This window comes from Chloroflexota bacterium, assembly GCA_020850535.1.
In the GTDB taxonomy this organism is placed as follows: Bacteria; Chloroflexota; UBA6077; order UBA6077; family JACCZL01; genus JADZEM01.
In genome coordinates, this window is record JADZEM010000021.1 from 48,295 (window position 1) to 69,593 (window position 21,299).

General features: G+C 69.0%; 19 protein-coding genes. 7 read left to right on the plus strand and 12 right to left on the minus strand.

What is annotated here, in order from left to right; all coding sequences use genetic code 11:
* Positions 1-17: 17 nt before the first annotated feature.
* Complete coding sequence (pepE, locus tag IT306_03835) at positions 18-800, plus strand: dipeptidase PepE (GenBank protein MCC7367526.1); 783 nt, start codon at positions 18-20, stop codon at positions 798-800.
* On the opposite strand, the gene IT306_03840 is transcribed toward pepE, so the two are convergent.
* Positions 772-3,108: a hypothetical protein gene (locus IT306_03840; protein MCC7367527.1), complete on the minus strand. Its 2,337-nt coding sequence runs from the start codon at positions 3,106-3,108 to the stop codon at positions 772-774. The genes pepE and IT306_03840 overlap by 29 nt on opposite strands.
* Positions 3,109-3,254: 146 nt before the next feature.
* Here IT306_03840 and IT306_03845 point away from each other — a divergent pair, with 146 nt between their 5' ends.
* On the plus strand, positions 3,255-3,677 hold the full coding sequence (locus IT306_03845; GenBank protein ID MCC7367528.1) for an NUDIX domain-containing protein: 423 nt from the start codon (positions 3,255-3,257) through the stop codon (positions 3,675-3,677).
* Positions 3,678-3,697: 20 nt separating this feature from the next.
* On the opposite strand, the gene thiE is transcribed toward IT306_03845, so the two are convergent.
* Positions 3,698-4,387 (minus strand): thiamine phosphate synthase, encoded by a 690-nt coding sequence (gene thiE / locus IT306_03850; protein MCC7367529.1) that lies wholly within the window; start codon positions 4,385-4,387, stop codon positions 3,698-3,700.
* Between the two features lie 227 nt (positions 4,388-4,614).
* Between thiE and IT306_03855 the strand changes: the two genes are divergently transcribed.
* Positions 4,615-5,889 (plus strand): AI-2E family transporter, encoded by a 1,275-nt coding sequence (locus IT306_03855; protein MCC7367530.1) that lies wholly within the window; start codon positions 4,615-4,617, stop codon positions 5,887-5,889.
* Positions 5,890-5,902: 13 nt separating this feature from the next.
* On the opposite strand, the gene IT306_03860 is transcribed toward IT306_03855, so the two are convergent.
* The 4 genes from IT306_03860 to IT306_03875 all read right to left on the minus strand — a co-directional run bounded on the left by IT306_03860 (position 5,903) and on the right by IT306_03875 (position 9,208).
* Positions 5,903-6,904 (minus strand): NTP transferase domain-containing protein, encoded by a 1,002-nt coding sequence (locus IT306_03860; protein MCC7367531.1) that lies wholly within the window; start codon positions 6,902-6,904, stop codon positions 5,903-5,905.
* A gap of 101 nt (positions 6,905-7,005) precedes the next feature.
* On the minus strand, positions 7,006-7,497 hold the full coding sequence (locus tag IT306_03865; protein ID MCC7367532.1) for a hypothetical protein: 492 nt from the start codon (positions 7,495-7,497) through the stop codon (positions 7,006-7,008).
* A gap of 140 nt (positions 7,498-7,637) precedes the next feature.
* Positions 7,638-8,387, minus strand: coding sequence for a YebC/PmpR family DNA-binding transcriptional regulator (locus IT306_03870; GenBank protein MCC7367533.1), 750 nt, complete (start codon positions 8,385-8,387; stop codon positions 7,638-7,640).
* 119 nt (positions 8,388-8,506) lie between these two features.
* Entirely contained in the window at positions 8,507-9,208 is a 702-nt protein-coding gene (locus tag IT306_03875; GenBank protein MCC7367534.1) for a rhomboid family intramembrane serine protease, read from the minus strand.
* Between the two features lie 157 nt (positions 9,209-9,365).
* Between IT306_03875 and fusA the strand changes: the two genes are divergently transcribed.
* On the plus strand, positions 9,366-11,402 hold the full coding sequence (gene fusA, locus IT306_03880) for an elongation factor G (GenBank protein ID MCC7367535.1): 2,037 nt from the start codon (positions 9,366-9,368) through the stop codon (positions 11,400-11,402).
* Positions 11,403-11,547: 145 nt separating this feature from the next.
* Here the strand turns inward: fusA and IT306_03885 are convergent, their stop codons facing one another.
* Positions 11,548-13,284, minus strand: coding sequence for a hypothetical protein (locus IT306_03885; GenBank protein ID MCC7367536.1), 1,737 nt, complete (start codon positions 13,282-13,284; stop codon positions 11,548-11,550).
* Positions 13,285-13,415: 131 nt separating this feature from the next.
* On the opposite strand from IT306_03885, the gene IT306_03890 reads away from it, so the two are divergent.
* Entirely contained in the window at positions 13,416-13,976 is a 561-nt protein-coding gene (locus IT306_03890; GenBank protein MCC7367537.1) for a Uma2 family endonuclease, read from the plus strand.
* Here the strand turns inward: IT306_03890 and IT306_03895 are convergent.
* The 5 genes from IT306_03895 to IT306_03915 form a co-directional block, all read right to left on the minus strand.
* On the minus strand, positions 13,973-14,866 hold the full coding sequence (locus IT306_03895; protein ID MCC7367538.1) for a dihydrodipicolinate synthase family protein: 894 nt from the start codon (positions 14,864-14,866) through the stop codon (positions 13,973-13,975). The genes IT306_03890 and IT306_03895 overlap by 4 nt on opposite strands.
* Before the next feature lie 40 nt (positions 14,867-14,906).
* Entirely contained in the window at positions 14,907-16,022 is a 1,116-nt protein-coding gene (locus IT306_03900) for an amidohydrolase family protein (protein MCC7367539.1), read from the minus strand.
* A 137-nt stretch (positions 16,023-16,159) separates the two neighbouring features.
* Entirely contained in the window at positions 16,160-17,476 is a 1,317-nt protein-coding gene (locus tag IT306_03905) for a PD40 domain-containing protein (GenBank protein MCC7367540.1), read from the minus strand.
* A 10-nt stretch (positions 17,477-17,486) separates the two neighbouring features.
* Positions 17,487-18,473 carry an N-acetylneuraminate synthase family protein gene (locus IT306_03910; protein MCC7367541.1) on the minus strand — a complete coding sequence of 329 codons (987 nt, stop codon included), beginning with the start codon at positions 18,471-18,473 and terminating at the stop codon, positions 17,487-17,489.
* A 24-nt stretch (positions 18,474-18,497) separates the two neighbouring features.
* On the minus strand, positions 18,498-19,322 hold the full coding sequence (locus IT306_03915; protein ID MCC7367542.1) for a hypothetical protein: 825 nt from the start codon (positions 19,320-19,322) through the stop codon (positions 18,498-18,500).
* 207 nt (positions 19,323-19,529) lie between these two features.
* On the opposite strand from IT306_03915, the gene IT306_03920 reads away from it, so the two are divergent.
* A complete protein-coding gene (locus tag IT306_03920) occupies positions 19,530-19,769 on the plus strand; it encodes a hypothetical protein (GenBank protein MCC7367543.1) in 240 nt (79 codons plus the stop codon).
* The gene (locus IT306_03925; protein ID MCC7367544.1) at positions 19,766-21,169 is read left to right on the plus strand and encodes an amidase; all 1,404 of its coding nucleotides are present in this window, start codon (positions 19,766-19,768) and stop codon (positions 21,167-21,169) included. Before IT306_03920 ends, IT306_03925 begins: the two co-directional genes overlap by 4 nt.
* The last annotated feature ends 130 nt before the right edge of the window (positions 21,170-21,299 follow it).

Below are 21,299 nucleotides of genomic sequence, written 5' to 3' on the forward strand. Positions count from 1 at the left end.
AGTCTGCCTGCATGTCGATCGATCTGCTCCTCCTGAGCAGCACCAGCGTCCACGGCTACGAGCCGTTCCAGCACGTGCTGGACGCCATCTCCGAGTTCGTGGCTGGCGCGCGGACGGTTGCATTTGTACCGTTCGCCGGCTCAGATCGTGAGCGCTACACGGCCTGGGTTCAGGAACGGCTTGCGCCCATCGGGGTGCCGGTCGTCGGGCTGCACAGCGCGAGCGATCCACAGGCCGCGCTCGAAGACGCGGACGTCGTGTTCATCGGCGGCGGCAACACGTTCAGGCTGCTGAAGGCGCTGTGGGAGCGTGACCTCGTCACCACAATCCGGCGGCGCGTGCAGGCCGGTGAGCTGCGCTTCATCGGATCGAGCGCCGGCACGAACATGGCCTGCCCGACGCTGCGGACGACGAACGACATGCCCATCGTACAGCCGCCGACCTTCGAGGCGGTCGGACTGGTGCCGTTCCAGATCAATCCGCACTACGTCGACGCCGATCCCGACTCCGAGCACAAGGGCGAGACCCGCGAGCAGCGGCTGCTAGAGTTCCTGGACGAGAATGACGTGCCGGTGCTCGGGCTGCGCGAGGGGTCGTGGCTGCGTCGGCATGACGACGTCTTGACGCTGCACGGCGTGGCCGGGGCGCGCCTCTTCAGGCGGGGCCGTGAGTCAGAGATGTTCGAGCCGGGCACGGATCTCTCCTGGCTGCTCCGCGAGCCGGCCCGGTTCGACAGCCCGCCCCCGCCCGCGCCGCCCGCGTACGGAGACCTCAGCCGGCCGGCACGGGCTGCAGGGTGATGGAGATCGCCTCCCCGTTGCGGAGCGGCCAGGTGTGCTCGGCGGCCACGACGGGTACCGGCCTGGCGGGTACCGCCACAGCCGTCGCGTTCACCACGGCCGCGCAGGAGGTCGGTGCCTCGGCGGCGACCAGCGCCGTGAGCTGGGCCGGCTCGGCGTCCGTCGCGGCTCGCTCGACGCGGTAGCCGATGGAGAGCTGCGCCCCGCGATACGGCAGGTTCACCACCTTGTAGACCGCGCCGGGAACCAGCAGATCGTCGGGCAACTGGGGTGCGAGCGAAAACCGCAACACCGGCGCTCGCCAGCCCGGCGCGCCGGGCGTCGGATCGGTTTCGAGTGGTCCCTCGCGGAAACCGACGATCTGGCGCATCAGCAGCGTGGCCGTGTTCGCGCCCCAGCCGTACCCTTCGCAGGAGGCCCAGGTGTCGAGGTCGAGCGGCCAGTACTCCCGCGCGACGCCGGGCGTGGGGTGCGATGGTGCGTCAATCTGGCGGGCGTCCAGCTCACGGTACACCCGGTCGACGATGCCAGCCGCGATGGTGCCGGCCCAGGCCGACTGGCTCAGCTGACATGCGGCTTCGAGCACGACGTAGCTCCACGAGGCCCAGAGGGTCCACGGCGGTCCGCCGTACGCCTCAAGCTCGCGCCCGAGCGCCCGGGCTTGCGCGCCGGTCGCCAGCCCCGCCAGCACTGGCGTGAACGCCAATGCTGAGTAGCGGCAGGGATCGATGCCCCAGTAGTTCGTCTCACCCGCGGATGCCGGCTGCAGGAAGCCGGCGCGCCGCCGATCCCAGTCCCGGAAGCGGCCGGCCTCGTCGTCCCACAACTGCCCCGTGCGCTCGGCAAAGTCGCTCTGGACGCGTTCCCAGCGCGCAACCTCATCCGACTGGCCCAGGGCGCTGGCGAACCGCGCCAGCACCCCAGCCGAGAGCGCCTTGGTGGCCTGGAGCTCGACGGGCCGCACGTACTCCGAGACGACGTTGTCGCCGCGCCGCTCGGGGTCCAGGCGCGGCGTGTCGTCCTCGCCGGCCTCCCAGGTGCACTTGTAGACGGCCCAGCCATCGGCGTCGGTGCGCTCGCGCAGCCACCACGAGAGATAGCGGGCGAGATGCGGGTAGATCGCCGCCAGCCACGCGCGGTCGAGCGTCCGCCGGTAGAGCAGCTCCAGGTTGTAGAACGGCACGCACCAGGCCGGTGAGGTGCCGCAGACGCCGCCATCCGCCGCCACCATGTTGGGCTCGCCGTACTGGAAGATGCAGGGGATATTGTCGGCGGTGGTGTCGCGGAACAGCGAGAGGGCCGCCCGCAAGGCCAGCGCCGGGTCGGCGTAGGCGAGGCGCGCCACGTCGAGCGTGCCCTCGGCCACCACGGCGCGCGGCCACTGGATCATCCAGGCCGGCCAGACGTCGGTGAAGACGCCTCCAGCAGGGATCATGCACATGCGGGTAGTCTCGATGTCGTAGACCCAGCCGCGCCGCCAGTGGTGCGGCCAGTCGCCGACCAGCCGCGCCGCCTTTGACCAGAACCGATCGTCGGCCCGCCGCGCCCTCGCGACTGCCTGCACGATGTCTGACGGGTCGAACGCGGGTGCGTTGGCGTCAGCTTGAAGCGCAACGCGGGCTGCCGAGGCGCGCACGATGCTGTCGCCCGGCGGCAGGAGGACGCTCGCGGCGGCGGCTGCCCGATCCGTGAGGCCCAGGGTGAGCCAGCCAGCATCCTCGTCCGTCTCTGGGTGCTGGAGCAGGATGCGTCCGTCCGCTGTCGTGACGAGCGCATCGCCAACGTCGAGCCGCCACCCGCCGAACGGCTCGCCCAGGCTCAGCAGCCCGTCGCGCCTGACCGCTGGCGCCGGGCTGTCGCCGCCGGGCTGCCGCCAGCCGACGACGCCGACCGTGAGCACCACGGGGTCGGATACTGGCCCGTCGGGTTCGCCCGGCAACGCCGACGACACGAGTTCCAACCCGAGGCGGTCGGCGTCGACCTGCACGTAGGAGGCGTCCCAGGTTCGTCCGAACGCCTGCCAGCGCAACGTCAGCAGGGTCGCCGAGTGGTGCGGGCTGAACACGTCGCAGGCCGAAAAGTCGGCACGACTGACGATGCGCTCGCCCCGGCACTCCAGCGCCACGACCAGATCGGCGCTGGCCTTTGCCTGGAGCGCCCAGGGCAACTGCCAGCCGACACCCAGATGCGTGCGGCTGCTCCGCAGGCAGCCGCCTTCGCCATCGCTCCAGGAGTGCGCGACGGCGTGCGGGTTCGCGAGGTACCCGTGCGGCGTGTAGTCGTCTGCTGGGAATCCGTAGCGTGACATGGTGGCGTTGCGAGTGTAGCGGCCCCAGCCGTGTGACGTCAGGCGACGGACGGCCCGGCAGGACGACAATTCTCCTGGTCAGCGCGGTCGCGGCGGTAGAATAGGCCAGCGTCTGTGTGTCGGTTGGGGCAGGCTGGGAGGGCGAGATGGTGGCGCTGCTTGAACGATCCGTCGTCGCCTGCTTCCTACGGTTTGACGGGCGTATCTGTCTGCTCAAGCGCAGCCAGTCGGTCGGATCGTCGCCGGGCCGCTGGCACTGTGTGACGGGCTTCCTGGAGGACGGCATCGCACCGCTCGACCAGGCATTGACTGAGATCGTGGAAGAGACCGGCCTGGAGGCTGCCGCGATCAGCCTGGTCGGCGCGCCGGAACCGCTGCGGATGGAGCGCCCCGGGCAGGGTTGGGTCTGGGTGGTGTACCCGTTCCTGTTCGACACTGCGTCGTCCAGCCTGCGCCTGGACTGGGAGCACGACGAGTACCGCTGGATCGACCCGGCCGAGCTGGCGTCCAGCGACTGCGTCCCGTGGATTCGCGATGTCTGGACGGCGCTCAGCGCGGGCCGGGTCTGACGAACGGGCAGCGCCTGCGACTAGGTTCTGCCCTTCCGCGCCTCGGCGATGGCTGCCAGCAGGTCGCGCGTGGCCGCGGCAGGATCTGGTGCGCTGAAAACTGCGCTCACGACGGCAACGCTGTCCGCCCCCGCCGCGAAGGCCGGGCCGAGGTTCCTTGCCGTGATCCCGCCGATCCCGACGATGGGGAACGACACCTTCGTGCGCGCCTCGGCCAGCATGTCGGGGCCGGCCGGCTCGGCGTCGGGCTTGGTGGGCGTGCCGTACAGCGCCCCGAATCCGATGTAGTCCAGATCAGGGTTGACGGCTGCGTCGTCGGCCTCGTGGAGATGCGAGACCGACAGTCCGATGATCTGACGCGGCCCGACCACCCTGCGTACGTCGGATGGCGGCGCGTCCTCCTGCCCGACGTGAATGCCGTCGGCCTGAACCTCGGCGGCCAGCTCGGCGTCGTCGTTCACGATGAACAGCGCCCCGAACGAACGGCAGGTCTCCGCCACGCGCCGACCAACGGCCCAGACGGCCGCGCGGTCCGTGCGCTTGTCGCGGAACTGCACCACATCCGCGCCGGCCTGAATGGCCGCCGTCAGCTTCTCAACCAGGACGTCGGCCGGCAGCCGGTCGTCCGTCACGAGGTACAGGCCGCTGCGCGTCATGCGCGCGAGCAGCTCGGCGCGATACGCCTTGTCAGCTGCGTCGTCGCTCGCCATGCTCGGTTGCTCCCAGGCACGCCGTCTGCCGGCCTGCCGCGTCAGTCAGTCACCGGGGTCCGCGCGGCATGGGTGTCCCGGCTGGCGGGAGCGGCCCACGCGCTGCCAGGATTGTGGCCCGTCCTGGTGGGAGGCTGCTAATCGTGTCCTGTACGGGCGCGATTCGCTAGAATCGGCAGACGGCGTACCGTCACCTGGGTGGCGTGGCCGGCCACGAAGGCGGACCGATGAGCACCCGTGACCCGTGGATTCGCGCCCTCGTCATCGTGCTGGTGGCGATATGCAGTCTGTATCTGGCCGGGCTGATCTGGCAGATCGCCGCTCAGTTCGCGGACGTGATCCTGCTGTTCTTCCTGGCGTGGATCGTCGCCTTCGTCCTCGAGCCGGTCGTGGATTTCCTCGAACGTGGCGCAACCATGCCTCGGCCGGCCGCCGTGACCGTCGCCTACGTCGGCATGCTGATCGTCGGGGCCACGGGCGTCATCTGGTTCGTGCCGGCGCTGTCGCGCCAGATCATCCAGCTCAGCTCGGAGTTGCCGGCCTACCTCGCCTTCCTGGAAGGGCACTTCGTGCAGGCACAGGCGCTGCTGGACGAGCGCGGCCTGACGGCGAACATCGCGGCCCTGCTCCAGATCGACGAGCTGGTGCGGCGCGTCGAGGCCGTCGGCCCGTTGATCCTGGCGAACGCCGTCACGCTGGCGACGGGGATCGCCTCGTTCATCGTCCAACTGATCCTGGTGTTGATGCTCTCGTTCTACATCATGCTGGACGGGCAGCGAATCATCCGAGGGCTGCTGGCCGTGATGCCGCTGACGGTGCGCGAGGATGCCGTCTTCTTTCTGGACAGCGTCAACCGCGCCTTTGCCGGGTTCCTGCGAGGGCAGTTGATTCAGGCGTTGCTGTACTCGCTCGGGACGGCGTTCATCATGTGGATGGCCGGTCTCGACCTGATCTTGCTGACGGCGGTCGTCAACACGGTCTTGATGATGATCCCGTTCGTGGGGCCGCCGCTGGCGCTGGTGTTGCCGCTCTCCATCGCCGTCTTCGAGTCGACCACCGGCTTCCTGGTCGTCTGGGTGCTGGTGGTGGCGCTTCAGACGGTCGTGGTCAACGTCGTCGCGCCCCGCGTGATGAGCAGCGCGGTCGGCGTTCACCCGCTGCTGGTGTTCCTGGGCATCCTGGCTGGCGCAAAGCTCGCCGGGGTCTGGGGTGCGCTGTTCGGCGTGCCGGTGGTGGCGGTCATGGCCACGATGGCGACCTTCTACCACGCGATGCTGGAGGACCGGCGGACGCGGAGCGCCAGCAGCCTCGCGTCGGTTAATCCTGGGCACCCGCAGCCGATGGGCGAGCGGCTCTACGACGACGCCGACGACTCGCCCGTGCCGTCATCTGAGGGGCCGTCGCCGCTGGAGACGCCAGCCGCGAACGTGCCGCCGACGGCGCCGGTCGGCCCGAGCGTCCGCCGCCGCCTGCACCCGGACGGCGGCGTCAGCCGGGGGTAGCGCGAGCCGGTCTCTACAGGCTGGGCAGCTCGTCCTGGTCGGGCGGCCCCAGCGTGGAGTCGTCGCCGAGGTTCGCCGAGAGCGGCGTCCCCACCAGGGCCGTCCGGTCTCCGAGCAGCGTCCGCTCCAGGATCTGGTTCTTGACCGAGGCGCCAGGGGCCAGGATCGTGTCCGAGAGCACGGATCGCTCGACACGGCACCCGGACTCGACTGTTACGTATGGCCCGATGACCGATTCGCTGACGACGGCGTCGTCGGCAATGAAGACCGGCGGTACGATGGTCACGCCGTCGCGCGGGGACGCCTGCCCGCCGGACCGATCGAGCAGCCAGCGGTGGGCGTGGAGCGTGTACTCGGGCGTGCCGTTGTCCTCCCACTCGGTGGCCAGGTGCGGGCGGAGATGCTTGCCATCGTCGATCATGAGCTTGATCGCGTCGGCAAGGTAGTACTCGCCGCCCAGGCGCGGCGGCGCGGCCAGTACCCGTTCGATGGCGTCGTACAGGCCGGCGCTCGGCTTGAAGTAGTACATGCCGATGGTCGCCAGCTTGCTGATCGGGTTGGCCGGCTTCTCGATCATGTCGACGATACGGTCGTTCTCGACCACGATGATGCCCATGCGGGACGGATCGGGGATCTCCTTGACGTAGATCAGGCCGTCAGCATCCGTCGAGGCGAGGTGGTCGAACGTCACATCGGCCAGCGTGTCCGAGAACACGATCAGCACCGGCTCGTCAACGTACGGGGCCGTCCGGGCGATGGCGTCGGCCTGTCCGCGCGGGTGATCCTGCACCACGATTCTGAGCGGGCGCTTCGTCGCGCCGCGGGCGTACGCCTCGACGTCGGTCTGGTGAGGACTGATGATCAGGATGATCTCGTCCACGTGGTCGCCGTCGAGCCACTCCAGGAGATGGCCGAGGATCGGGCGGCCGGCGAGCCGGATCATCGGCTTCGCCTTCGAGTGCGTTTGTGGGCGCATACGCTTGCCGAGGCCGGCCAGCGGGATGACCACCTTCATAGTGCTTCAAACCTGTAGGAGTGTTGGGAGGCACGCCCGCGGCCGGGGGAGCGCAGCGGACAGCGGGTGTCCGCCATGCTCTGAGCCAATGTCGCGAACGATCAGGCAGCGGCGGCGTCGAGGGCGGCCGGACGGATGCCATAGTAGCGGTCGTGCTGGATGAGCCGCTCAAGCTGCTCGGCGGGGAGCAGAAGCCACTGGCAGCCGCCGCCAGGGCACCACTCGGCCAGTTGCTCGCGGACCTGTGCCAGGGTGAGCGGTACATTGCTGTTCGCCAGGAACACGCGGAAGACCGCTTCGAGCGTCGGCATGTCTGGCGTGATGTAGTGGCGCTTCTTCGAGCAGCAATCATGAATCACGCGGACCGGGTTCGAGCCGTACCGGGTGCGCCGGATCTCGAAACTGGCGCGTCCCGTCTTCTTGTCGAGGACCGTGAAACGCTCCTCCACCTCTTCGTCAACGCGATCCTGACACGAGTCGCACATGCGCGACTGCACGAAGTCATCGAATGAGTAGTGGTTCTCTTCAAACCAGGTCACGTCAACCGAGTACGGCGTCGTGCTCTCTTCTTGCGTGACCTCTTCCATCACCATCTGTGCTCCACCGAGTTCGAAATGGGGCCGCGCGAACCGGGCGGCAGGCGGGTCCGGCGGGGGGCCGGGCGGCAGGTGGCGCTCGCAGCGGCGGATCGGGACCGAGGCCCAACCGTCGCGCCGCCCGAGCGCCGTCGAGGCTACGCGTACTCGCTCAGCGCCTCTTCCGAGAGCTCGACGTTCGAGTAGACGCGCTGTACATCGTCCAGCTCCTCGAGCCGCTCCATCAGCTTGAGGACGGTAACGGTCTCCTTCGGTTGCAGCTCGAGGGTGGTCTTCGGGATCATCGCCAGCTCAGCATTCGCGATCTGCAGCTTGTCCTGTTCGAGCGCGCTCCGCACGCTGTCCAGGCTGGCCGGCTCGGTGTAGATCTCGATGCCGTCATCGTCCACGCGAAAGTCGTCAGCGCCGGCGTCGATGGCTTTGAGCGCGACCTCGTCCGGATCCTCGCCGTTCGGCTGGAGGCTGATGACGCCACGGTTGTCGAACAGCCAGGCCACGCAGCCGGCCTCTCCGAGACTGCCGCCGCCACTCTTGAAGGCGTTGCGGATCTCCGCCACCGTCCGGTTGCGGTTGTCGGTCATGGCTTCGATGAGGATGGCCGCGCCGTTCGGGCCGTAGCCTTCGTAGAGGATCTCCTGGAGCGCGGCGGCGTCTCCACCGCCAGCGCCGCGCTTGATCGCGCGGTCAATGGTGTCCATCGGCATGTTCGCCTCGCGCGCCCGTTGGACGGCGAGACGGAGACGAGCATTGGCGTCCGGATCGGGGCCGCCGCCGTCGCGTGCTGCGACTGAGATCTCACGCCCGAGCTTGGTGAAGAGCTGGCCGCGCTTGGCGTCGGCGGCGCCCTTCTGGCGCTTGATCTGAGACCACTTAGAATGGCCGGACACGGTGAGTTCCTCCCCCGGGTTTCGCACAACCTGGCATTGGTGCTGCTGCTGCCGAGCAGATGCTGTCTTCGAGTGTGGTAGCAGAAAAGTGTAGCAGGCCGGGCCGGGCCGCAGGCGAACTAGCGTGCGGCGTAGGCGTAGGTCTGCTCCCGGCCGCGCAGCAGCAGTACCAGTGGCAGACCCACCACGAACCCGCCCACGTGCGCCCAGAACGCCACGCCGCTCGTCTGAGCAGACGCTCCCACGGCTGCCAGTCCGGACACCAGCTGCGTGACGAACCAGAAGCCGATCATGATGATGGCCGGGACGCGGGTCATCGTGATGAACGGGCCGATCAAGAGCAGCGTGCGGATGCGGGCGGACGGATAGAGCACCATGTAGCCTGCCAGCACGCCGGCGATGGCGCCGCTCGCGCCGACGCTCGGGACCGTCGAGCCCCAGTTGAAGTAGATGTGGGCGAGGCTCGCGCCGAGGCCGCAGACCAGATAGAACAGCAGATATTTCGCGTGGCCCAGCCGGTCCTCGACGTTGTCCCCGAAGATCCAGAGGAACAGCATGTTCGAGCCGATATGCAGGAACCCGCCGTGCAGGAACATACTCGTCAGCAGTGTCGTGTAGAAGACGCCGAGCGGAGCCGCTGGCGGCACATCCGTGCGAATGGCGAACTCGAGCGGCGTCACACCGGCCGACCGGAACAGCTCGTCGACGCCGCTCGTCAGCGACAGCTCATACAGAAAGACGACGATACTGACTGCGATGAGCGTTAGCGTCACGAGGGGGAACGACCGTCTCGGGGCCGGATCGTCACTAAGTGGGATCACCGCTCGCCTCCAGAGCTATACTACCACCACTTTTCCAGCGGGCCTTCTTGCATGAGTTGGACCGTTTCCCCGGCCAGATCTGTCGAGCGTCCAGGTGGCCTCGCGGGCTGCTGGCGCTTGACGTCTGTACGCGCACCATCTGACGAAGGAGTCACGCATGAAGCCGTATGACGCCGAGCACGTCTTTAACGTCGCGCTCGTCTCCCACGGTGGAGCCGGTAAGACATCGCTCACCGAGGCGATGCTCTTCCGGTCTGGCGCGATAACGCGGCTTGGCAGCGTTGAGGAAGGCAACACCACCTCGGACTTCGATCCCGACGAAGTCAAGCGAGGAATGTCCGTCAGCCTCTCCGTGGCCCCGGCCGAGTGGCAGAACAGCAAGGTGAACCTGCTCGATACGCCGGGGTACGCAGATTTCTTCGGCGAAGTCGTCCAGGCTGCGCGCGTCGCGGATGGCGGCATCGTCGTGATCGACGGCGTCTCTGGCGCACAGGTCGGCACCGAGCAGGTGTGGCGTGCGCTGGACGAGCGCAACCTCCCGCGCCTGGTCGTCATCAACAAGCTCGACCGCGAGAACTCCAACTACGACCGGATCCTGGATCAGCTTCGTGAGCGCTACGGCAAGCAAGTCGTCCCGCTGACCGTGCCCATCGGGCATGAGAACACGTTCCGTGGCGTCATCGATCTGCTCCACCGTACGGCGTACCTGGGTGGCACGAGCGGCGCGGCTGACGTGCCGGACGACGCCCACGAGGTGATGGACACGCACCGTGAGGCGCTGGTCGAGGCGATCTGCGAGCTGGACGACGACCTGATCAACCTCTATCTTGAGGGTGAGGACGTCTCGGCGGACCAGCTGCAGGCGGTGCTGGCCCGTTCGGTCCGGAGCGGCGATCTGATCCCCGTGCTGGCGGCCTCGGCCACGCGCCAGTTGGGGCTGGACTGCATCCTCGACGCCATCGTGAGCCTGCTGCCCTCGGCGGCTGTCGGCGCCCAGGAGGCTGAGTCGGCCGGCGGGCGGCTGGCGGCGTTGGCCTTCAAGACGATCTCGGACCCGTACATCGGACGCCTCACCTATGTGCGCGTCTTCTCGGGGACGCTGGCCGGCGACAGCCACGTCTGGAACGGCGCCAAGGCCCGCGACGAGCGCATCACCCAGTTGATGTTCATTCGCGGCAAGAACCAGGAGCCGACCCAGCGCATCGGCCTGGGCGACATCGGCGTGATCCCGAAGCTGGAGGCCTCGACGGGCGACACGCTGACCGTCCGCGAGAATCCGGTCACGCTGGAGCGGCTGACCTTCCCCGACACGGCCTACGCGGCGTCGATCCACCCGAAGACCCGCAACGACGTGGACAAGCTCAGCACCGCGCTGGGCCGCATCACCGAAGAAGACCCGACGCTGCGGGTCCATCGCGACGACTCGACGGGCGAGACGATCATGTCCGGCCTGGGCGAGTCACACATCCAGATCGCGGCCGAGCGGCTGGCCCGTAAGTACGGCGTGAACGTCGATATCGGGCTGCCGAAGGTCGCCTACATGGAGACGGTCACGTCGGCGTCGAAGGCCGAAGGACGGCACGTCCGTCAGTCTGGCGGCCATGGGCAGTACGGCGTCTGCAACCTGGAGATCGAGCCGACCGAGCGCGGCGCGGGCTTCGAGTTCGTGGACAAGATCGTGGGCGGGGTGGTGCCGAAGCAGTTCATCCCGGCCATCGAGAAGGGCGTCCGCGAGGCGATGGAGCACGGCAACCTGGCCGGCTGCCCGGTCGTGGACGTGCGGGTCTCGCTGGTGTTCGGCAAGTACCACCCCGTTGACTCGTCAGAAGCGGCGTTCAAGATGGCCGGATCGATCGGCTTCAAGGCGGCGTTCGACGATGCTCGCCCGTGCCTGCTCGAACCGGTGATGCAGGTCTCGGTGACCGTCCCCGACGAGTTCACCGGCGACATCATCGGCGATCTGAACGGGAAGCGCGCGCGTGTCCAGGGCATGAACCCGGCCGGCGGCTTCACGACGGTCGAAGCGGCGGTGCCGCAGGCGGAAATGCTCCGCTACGCCACCGAGCTGCGGTCGATGACCCAGGGGCGCGGGATGTTCACGATGAAGTTCTCGCACTACGAGGAAGTGCCGGCGCACGCCGCGCAGAAGGTCATCGAGGAGCGCAAGAAGGACGTGGTCGCGGCCCGTGCCTGAGTCTCGGTCGCTGTCTTGAAACCCTGAGTGATCCGCAGCCACACCCAACCGTCTCCCCCTCTCCCGCGCACCGGGAGAGGGGGAGACGCAGTCGGTATTTGCGCCGCGCAGCGGAGGGAGCCGGGGGGTGACGAGTCGGCGACCGCTACTCCGGCGCCAGCTCGGCCAGCCCCAGCATCGCGCTGATGAAGTGCTGCGGGTAGTCGATCCTGATCTCGGCGTCGTCCAGGCCGCCGCGCACGCCCCCCAGCACCTGGTCCGGGCGCGCCAGGAAGTAGGTGTTGTCGGCGGTGTACTGGAACTGCAACAGGTGCGGGACTGTCCGCAGCGTGTCGGCCAGGAGGGCTGGCGCGCGGTCATCGCCGGCTTTGACGGCCAGCCGGTAGCCTGCAACCAGTCCTTCGACCCGAGCCGTGGTGCGGGTCGATCGGACCGGCTCCGGTCCGAACCCGCCGACATAGGCCGGCGGGGCGTCCTCGCCGAACTGGTCGGCCAGCATCGAGCGGCCGATGGCGAGGGCGTGCTCGACGTACGATGGCTGGGGGCGGTCGTCGTACAACAGGTCGAGCGCCTGCATCAGCCAGGCGTCCGGCGGCAGACGGTCCCGGCCCTGTCGGGATGCGATCAAGTAGGCCGCCCCACGGTGAGCAGCGTCTCGGAATGCGCCGTCTGGGTCCAGCCCGAGCCGGGCCAGCCGCGCCAGCCCGAGCATCGCCTCGCCGGGGTAGTACAGGGAGACGCTGCCGCGCTTCTCGGTGCCCTTGATCTGTAGGTAGCTTTCGAACGTACCATCCGGCAGCTGCATGCGGACGATCTGGCGGGCGATGCCGAGCGCGTGCGCCGCCTCCTTGCCATCCAGACCGAGATCGAGGCGACGGGTCAGCGCCAGCAGTCCCAGCCCGAGCGCGCCGAGCTTGCCCTTGCCGTCGGTGTCGAGCACGTAGAGCAGTCCCGGCTCCGCGCCCGTTCGATACCAGCGGGCCTGAAACGCGAGTGCGTGGTCGGCGGCGGCCCGAAACCGCTCGTCGCCGCTGGCTGCGAAGACCTCGTAGAGTGCGGCGGTCGTCCCGCTGTGCCGCACGATGTTGTACTCCGCGCGACTGTGCCGCCTGAGCCACGGATCGGCGGTGTAGGTGAACGATCCGTCGTCATGCTGGACCCGCAGCAGGTACTCCGCCGCCGCGATGGCGGCCCCGCGCATAACCCTGCCTGTGGCCGTGGGCGCGGCCTCGCCGCCGGAGATGACGCCCTGTGGCAGCGCCAGGGCGCGCTGTCCGTCGGCGCTCTCGATCCAGGCGCGCGTCTCAAACGACCACAGCTCGATGGACGGATCGAGCCACCGGTCATCGGCCCACCCGATGCCGCGCATGGCTGCAACCAGGAGGTCAGATGGCATGGCCGGCTCCGTGTCACGAGTGATGCGGGCCATGCCCTGCATCAGCAACTGGCCCGGCACCAGCCAGTACGCCTGCGCACCCTGTGCGATGACCATGCCGCGCTGAAACGAGGTCAACTGCCGCCATGCAGTCTGCGCCTCCGGGTCGAACGGCCAACCAGTCAGTGGTGGGCGGCTGAGCGGCCGTGGGTCGCCAGCGACGATATCGAGCTGGAGCCGCCCGACCGCCTCTCCCTCGGCGACGGCGGTGCTGACGGCGCGCATCACCGCGCCCAGGAGTGTGTCGGCTTCGCCACGATAGCCGCGTCGCCCTCCGTGATGGTGGACGGTCAGGAAGACCGTGGACGGCTTGGGTGTGCGCAGGCTCGCCGGCGGCGGCCCAGGCCGCTCGATCTCGCCAGGCGCGAGCTGGGTTCTCGCCCAGCGGAGCAGCCACGCGGCACTGTGCGCTGACAGCACGTCGTCGGCACGGTGGGCGGGCAGCATCAGTGAAGCGACCTCAGCATGGCAGGGGGATGCTGCCACGGGGCTCCCGACGAACGCCACCCGGGTCGTCCGCGCGGCGGTACAATGGCGGTACGGCAGTGGCTCACGGCCCTGTACCCGGGAGGCGCATCATGGCGGTCGAGGTCGCGCGCCGGCTGATCAGCGTCGATGAGTTCGTGCACCTCATCGAGACGGGCTTCTTCGGCCCTGAAGAGCGCGTCGAGCTGATCCATGGAGAGATGATCGCGATGCCGCCTATCGGCGACGGCCGCGTCGGTCACACCAATCACGTAAACTTCAGCTTCAATCGGCTCTTTGCTGGGCGTGCGGTGGTGGCTGTCCAGAATCCCATCGTGCTTCCTGGATTGTCGCGTCCCCAGCCCGATGTCGCCGTGCTTCGACCGCGTCCGGACTTCTACGGACGATCCACGGCGACGCCCTCGGATGTGCTGACGCTGGTTGAGGTGGCGGACACGACGCTCACCTATGACCGCGACACGAAGGGGCCGATGTACGCGGCTGCCGGCATCGTCGAGTACTGGATCATCAACGTCGCGGCCGGCGAGGTGATCGTGCACCGCCAGCCGACCCCGACCGGCTACGCATCGGTCACGACGCTGCGGCGCGGCGACACCGTGACGCCGGTCATGTTCCCCGACGTCCCGGTCGCTATCTCCGATCTGCTGATCTAGCTCCCGCTTGCCGGAACGCCCTCGGCCTGCTGGATGGCCAGCACCAGCTCGTTCAGGTCGATCTCATCCACTGGCGTCCCGGCCGGCTCGCGGACGAACGTGGTCGAGAAGAGTCCGATGCGCTTCAGGTACGCCTTGCCGATCTGGTGGTTGTACTGCGCCCGCATCAGCAGCACGGGCGCGACTCGTGCAAACGCGGCGCGGGCGGCTGCCTCGTCGCCGGCCATCCAGGCGTCGAACGTCTGGCACAGGCCGGGCACCCCGATGCACGACGGCATCGACGCGATGGCCCCGCGCTGCAGCTCGCTGAGCAACGCCTGCCCGCCGCGCCCGCCGAGCAGGAGCAGATCGGGCCCCGTCGCCGCGCGGATCTCGCTCAGCTTGAGGGTGGCAACGGTCGGGAGCTGAACCTCCTCCTTGAGGTAGCGGATGCGTGGCTCATCCTTGACCAGCCTGGCGATGGTCGGTACCGGCAGCGGCGCAAAGAGATCCTGGAGCATCAGCGGAACGCCTGACGCATCGGCCACGCGGCGGAAGCTCGCCAGCGTCTCCTCGTATGAGGCGCCGGCCGTCGGCATCAGGAAGACGGCGTCGGCCCCGAGCGACGCGGCATGCTCGGCCAGGATGGCGCTCTCGCGGGCGTTCGGAGCGCTCACTCCCACGATGACCGGCACGCGGCCAGCCGTCTCGTCGAAGACGATCTCGGCCAGCCGCAGCCGCTCCTCGCGGATCATCCGCGTGGACTCGCTGGCCTCGCCCACGGCGGAGATGCCGTGAGCGCCCTGTTCGATCACCCAGTTGACGAGCGCCCGAACTTCAGACTCGACGATCTCGCCACTGGCGTCGAACGGCGTCGAGAGCACGGGCAGAATGCCGCGCAAGGTCTTCATCGCACTGCTCCAGACAGGCTGATCTCAGATTCACTCGTCCTCAGGCGGCCGGTATCCACTGGCCGGCCCGCACCACGCCCACGGCGACTACTCGACGGTCGGCCTGCCGCGAGCGCCCGTCAACGTCGACCAGCGCGTACGTGCCTTCCTCGACGCGCAGCACGGTGGCGTCGCCGATGTTGCCGCGCTGCAGCCGCCCGAGGTCGTCGCGGCGGATCGCCCGGGCCGGGTTCAGCGTCACCATCGGGATGATCTCGTCCAGGGGCACGCCGAACGACAGCAGGTGCGTCATCACCAGCGGCAGCCCGTAGGTGGGGTCAGCGCCCGTCGTCAGCGTGATGTCGGTGGCGAGTGAGTCGGGCAGAAAGGCCTGCTCGACAGCCGCCTGCATCACCGGGAACGAGATGTGATTGCGGCCACGCGCCGCGTCGAAGAGGACGCCGCGTGCGCGGGCCTCGCGGACGGCTGGCAGGATCGTTCCATCTGGGCCAAGGATGCCGTTCTTCCGTCCGGTCAAGGTGTGGGTGACGACGTCGCCAGGGCGCAACAGCGGCAGCAACTCGCTCAGGGGCTCGCCGGAGTCGCCGATGTGCACCATGATCGGCAGCCCGGCGCGTTCACCGGCGGCCAGGACGGCGCGCAGGGCCGGCAGGGCGCTCCCGCCGCAGACGTAGGTGCTGAGGCGCGCCTTGAACCCGACGATCGAGTCGCGGTTGGCCTCGGCGGTGGCGACCGCTGCGTCCACGTCGAGCCACTGGGCCGCCATCAGTTCGCCGACCCGCAGATCCACCTGGCCTATCGAGCTGAGATTCAGCCAGGCGAGCGTCCGCGACCGATACTGCCCGGTGATGGTTCTGAAGCCGCCGAACGTCCGAGCGCCGGCGCTCCCGCCGTCCACAGTCGTCGTCGTGCCGCGCTGCAATCCGGCCGCGTCGGCGTTGATGCCCTCGCCGATCCCCTCGAAGACGTGGCTGTGCAGGTCGACCAGGCCCGGCACGACGAGGCAGCCGCGCACGTCGACCAGTCGACCGCTCTCAAAGCGCGGGGCGAGGGCCGAGATACGGTCGCCGTCAACGCTGACGTTGAGGCGGCCCCGAACGCCGCTCTCAGGATCGTAGACCTCGCCACCCGTCAGGGTCAGCGCCCGATCGCTCATCTGAACATCTCCAACGGGCGTCTCGCGCGGTCACCCAGCGGCCCGAGCGACGTTGCCCACTGCGAGGATACGGCAGCGGCTCGGATGGCACAATGCGCTGTCCGAGGAGATCAGGCCCGCAAGGGGCTGGCGACGCGTCAGGGCGTGGGGGTGGCTGTGCCGTCCGGCTGCTCCAGCTCCTGCTCGGCGGCCGCCCGCTCGACGGCGGCCTGCTCGACGCAGTCTCGGAACTGCTCGCTGGTCACCTCGATGGCCAGCCACTTCCCGTCCGGCGACCAGTCACCGCCCGCATCCCATGGCCCGGCCGTACCGACCTGGAGCCCCACGGTGCTGCTAACCATGACGTGTGGCGCAGCGCCGACCACGGCCACCACGAGCTCGTTGTGCTCTCCGAGCCGAACGTAGGCCAGCGTACTTCCGTCAGGCGCAAGCGTCGGGCGGTAGGCGTAGACGCCGGCCGGCGTGCGCCGACCTGCTTCGCGGCCTCCTGCCGCCCAGACGTACGCTTCGCCCTGCTCGCAGGTCGAGATCGGGAAGAGCAGGTTGTCGCCCACGATCTGGAGCAGACGTGGCGGCTGCGGGAACATGCGCGGCACGTTGCGGACGATCGCGCTCGGCGCGCCGCTCTCCGGTGACAGCCGCACGATCGACAACGGCGGAATCGACTCGGACTGCGGCTCGCTGACCACCGCCACGATGTCGCCGTTGCCCAGCCATTGCGGCGCGTCGGCGGCGCCGTGGAACACCTGACGGAGTGTGCGAGTTGCCGGGTGCCAGCTCCAGACGCCCCAGTTGCCCACGTCGCCGCAGCCCTCGTGCAGTCCTGGCCCGCCGAATGCCAGGAATGCGCCGTCCGGCGACCAGGCCAGACCGCGTTGGCAACTGGCGTCTTTCGCGTCGGTGACGGTCTCGCGGACCTCGCCGCTCACGGCGTCGAACGTCACAATCGAGCCGCCGGCCTCGTCCAGCGTGATCGCCGTGATGCCGGTGCTGTCCGGCGTCCAGGCCAGTTCGCCGATGCTGCCGCGCACCAGTTGACGTACCGTCGCCGACGCTCGGTCCGCCACCAGCAGCGAGGGACCGGGGTCCGGACCGTTGCGGGCGAAGGTCAACGCGACGCGCGTGCCATCCGGCGACCAGCGCAGCAGATTGATCTCGCCCGGCTCGGACAGCGTGACCTCGCGGATGGTGTTGTCTGGCAGGCTCACCAGCCTCAGGCGTGGCATCGGCGAGTCGTTGTCCACGTCTGCGACGGCAGCCACCTGGCTGTCGGGCGACCACACCACCAGCGCGCTGTGCCCGATCAGGACGGTGCGGCCGGTCCCCACCTCCACGAGATAGGTGCCGGGCTCGTCGAGGCTCGCCGTGTCGGCGGCGCGGGCCGTCCCCAGCCCCACGCCGACCACGAGCAGGCAGGCCGTCAGCAGCGACAGCAGCCATCGTCGTATCCGCATCAGACTGGCGTCAGCCAACGAGCACCGCGTTCGTCTGTTTCAGGCGCGGCAGCAGCGCCCGGACCTCGCCGATGACCATCGCCTGCCGGTGAGCGGCTGGCGCACCCGCTGGCGGCGCGTCCGCATCGAGCATGACGCCCTCCGCGCCGGTGGCCGCCGCCGCGAGGGCAAGGTCCGCCACGATCTCGGCGTGTCCTGCCGCGAGGCTCGGATTCGCGAACACCGGCAGATGGCTCAGCCGGCGCGCCACCGCGACGGCGTTCAGATCCAGCATCGCGTTGACGGTCGTCTCAAAGGTCCGCACGCCCTGCTCGACCAGCGCCACCTTGCGATTGCCGGCCTGGAGCACCCGCTCGGCCGCCAGCAGCCACTCTTCGATGGTCGAGGCCGGCCCCCGCGCGATCAGCACCGGACGGTCGCCCTGGCCGGCGGCACGGATCAACGGCACATCCTGCATCTGGGCCGACGGGACATGCAGCGCCTGTGCATTCCGGCTCAGACGGTCGATCTCGGCGGTCTCCCAGACGTCCACGACGGTCGGGATGCCGACCCCGGACGAGATCTCGGCCAGTGCGCCGATCAGATCGTGGCGCAGTTCGCCGCTCGATCCGCGCCCAACCCAGAAGACATCCGCCCCGGCCGCCTTCGCCTCGCGCGCCAATGCGATCAGGCTGCCGGCCGGCATCGGGTGGGCCGTGCCCACGACCGTCACCAGGCCTCTACCCACCAGTACATCGCCGATTTGAAACGTCGTGCCGCCCGGCAGGACGGCGCGGCTCGCCAGCTTGAACGGGCGTGTGGTGGCCTCGACCCGCTCGACGCCGGGCACTGCCAGGACGGCGTCCTGCAGCGCTCCCGTGTCGGCCTCGCCCTGGACGGCGATGACATCGCGCTCGGCGCCGTGGAAGACGTGCGCGCCGAATCCGGCGGCCTCGATTCGCTGCACGACCGTATCGGTGGGGCCAGCGCCGGCCTGCTGCTGCATGATGACGATCATGGTCCCCCCTGAGAACACCGCGAGCTAGATTGTAGACCCGCCGGGCGCACCCGGGGTCAGCAGCGAGACCAGCGCGTGGAGGTCGTCCGGCCGCGTGCTGGGCGCCCAACCGGTCGGGGCAACGTGGCTGAGCGAGACGTAGCCAGCCATCACGGCGCCAGAGTCCGTCTCCGGATCGTCGGGATACGGCACCTCGCGGACGATGGACGCGGTGATGCGCCACGCCTCGTCGCCCTCCGCTACGGCGTCGAGGCGGGCCCGGTCCAGGTTGCCCCAGGTTACGGGCTTGACGATGCGCGCCCCGCGCAGCTCGGCGAACGGCCGGTTCGGTACGTTCACGTTGATGAGGATCGGGCCGCCGTCGCGCTCGTGCAGCCAGCGCCCGACCCGCTCAGACACGTCGGCGATGACCTCCCAGCGCTGCGGCTCACCGCGCGGCAGACCGCGATCTGCCGAGATGGCGAAGGCGGTCAGCCCGCGCTGATACCCCGTGACCGCCGCCCCCAGCGTGCCCGAGTGGACGAGATCGGCGCCGACGTTGATGCCGTAGTTCGCTCCGGACGCCACCAGGTCGAACGGCTCGAAGAGGCCCGTCATCAAGCCGGCCAGGATGGCCCCACCGGGCGCGGCCTCCAGCGAGTACGCTTCGACGTTCGAGCCGAGGTCCGCCGGAACATCGTGGAAGCGGGCCAGCCGCGCGCCGTAGGATAGGCGAATCGAGGCGCTGCCGCCGGACCAGTCGTCGACTGTCCCGATGACGGTCAGGTGGCCGAGGCGCGCAAGGCCGCGCGCCGCCGCCCAGAGTCCATCCGATGTGATGCCGTCGTCGTTCGTCAAGAGTATCCGCACGGTGTCGTGGTGCCTCCCGCGAGCGCTTCAGATGCGAGCGTACACCCCGCAGGCTGCTGCGCTCGACCGCGCATGCCTGCACGCGATGGACGGCAGGCGGCGGTCTTCAGTGTACAGAACGAAGGAACGATTCGACGGAAGCGTACGGTCCGTTCAGGCTACACTGCGACTGCACGATCGCGGTCACTGTGGGCAGGAGAAGGCGACATGGCGGACGGGGTGGCGGCGGAACGGCCAGATGAGACGCATGATACGGCACAGGTGGCGGCGCTGATGGCGAGAGCCGGCGTGCGGCTGCCGGCCGCGCAGATTGCGGAGCTGGTCTCAGCGTATCGGGCGGACCGTGCGAGCTTCGAGCGACTCCGGCAGGCGTTGACGCCCGAGGATGAGCCGCTGCACACCTTCGACGCGCGGGATCGGGGACAGACGCCGCGGATGACGCCGTGAGCGTTCGGCAGCCGGCGCTCACCGAGCTGACCATCGCGGAGCTGGCGGCCGGGTTCGCCGCGCGCGAACTCTCGCCCGTCGAGGTGACGGACGCCTATCTGACCCGTATCGAGGAGCACAACGCCGCGCTCCATGCGTACGTCCTGGTGACGGCTGAACGCGCCCGCGCCGACGCTCTGGCAGCCGAGGCAGCGTTCGGACGGGGGGAGGTCCATGGCCCGCTTCAGGGTGTCCCGATTGCCCTGAAAGATCTCTACGAGACGGCCGGCATCCCCACAACCGGCAACTCACGGGCGTACCTCGACTACGTACCGCGGGCCGATGGCGCGGTCGTCGGCAAGCTGGCTGAGGCCGGGGCAATCTTCCTCGGCAAGCTGGTGATGCACGAGCTTGCCACCGGCGCGCCCGACCTTGACGGGCCGTTTCCACCGGCGCGAAATCCGTGGGATCTCGACCGGATGCCGAGTGGCTCCAGCAGCGGCTCGGCGTCAGCCCTGGCGGCGCGCCTCTGCGCCGGGTCGCTCGGGTCGGACACGGGCGGCTCGATCCGTGGACCGGCGTCGTGGTGCAATATCGTGGGCCTCAAGCCGACCTACGGGCTGTGCAGCCGTCGCGGCGTCATGCCGCTCTCGTGGTCGCTCGACCACGTCGGGCCGATGGCCCGGACCGTCGAGGACGCCGCCATGCTGCTGCAAGCCATCGCCGGCTTCGATCCGCAAGACGACGGCAGCGTTGACGTCGCCGTGCCCGACTACCGCGCGGGCCTGGCTGACCTGCCGCGTGGCCTGCGCGTCGGCGTGCCGTGGAGCTATCTCGAAAGCCGAGCTGACCTCGGCGTCGAGGTGCTGCCGACCTTCCGAACCGCCATCACCGCGCTCGAAGGGCTGGGGATGACCGTCGTCCCCATCGAGCTGCCGCTCGTCGACCTGGTCGAGGCGATCGGCAACGGCATCCTGGTGTCCGAGGCGTATACGATCCACGAGCGGGGGCTGCGCGAGAACCCGGACCGCTACGGCTGGCCGTTCGCGAGCCGCGTCCTGCGCGGTGCGACAATGTCCGCCGCCGACTACCTCCACGCGACGCGCGGGCGCGGGCGTTTCTGCCGTGCGATGGCCGAGGTGATGCGCGGCGTGGACCTGATCGCGACGCCGACCTCGCCGGCGCCGGCCGAGCTGTTCGACGATCCGACGGGGGTTTACTACAGCCGGCCGTCGTTCACGCGCCTGTTCAACGTCACGGGGCAGCCTTCGATCTCCGTGCCGAGCGGATTCACCGCCCACGGTCTGCCGCTCGGGTTGATGCTCTCGGGACGGCCCTTCGCGGATCGAGTGGTGCTGCAAGCGGCCCACGCCTACGAACAGATCGACCGTCTGTACCTGCGAATGCCGCCTGGCTTCTGAGGACCGGCAGCGTCCTGGCATCTACAAAGAATATTGCACTTCTTTGACAAACCATGGACGCCATGATACCCTGGTCGTAGGCGCGGCCCGGATCTCGGACTACCAGGTATCGGTTGGCGCGGAACCCTGG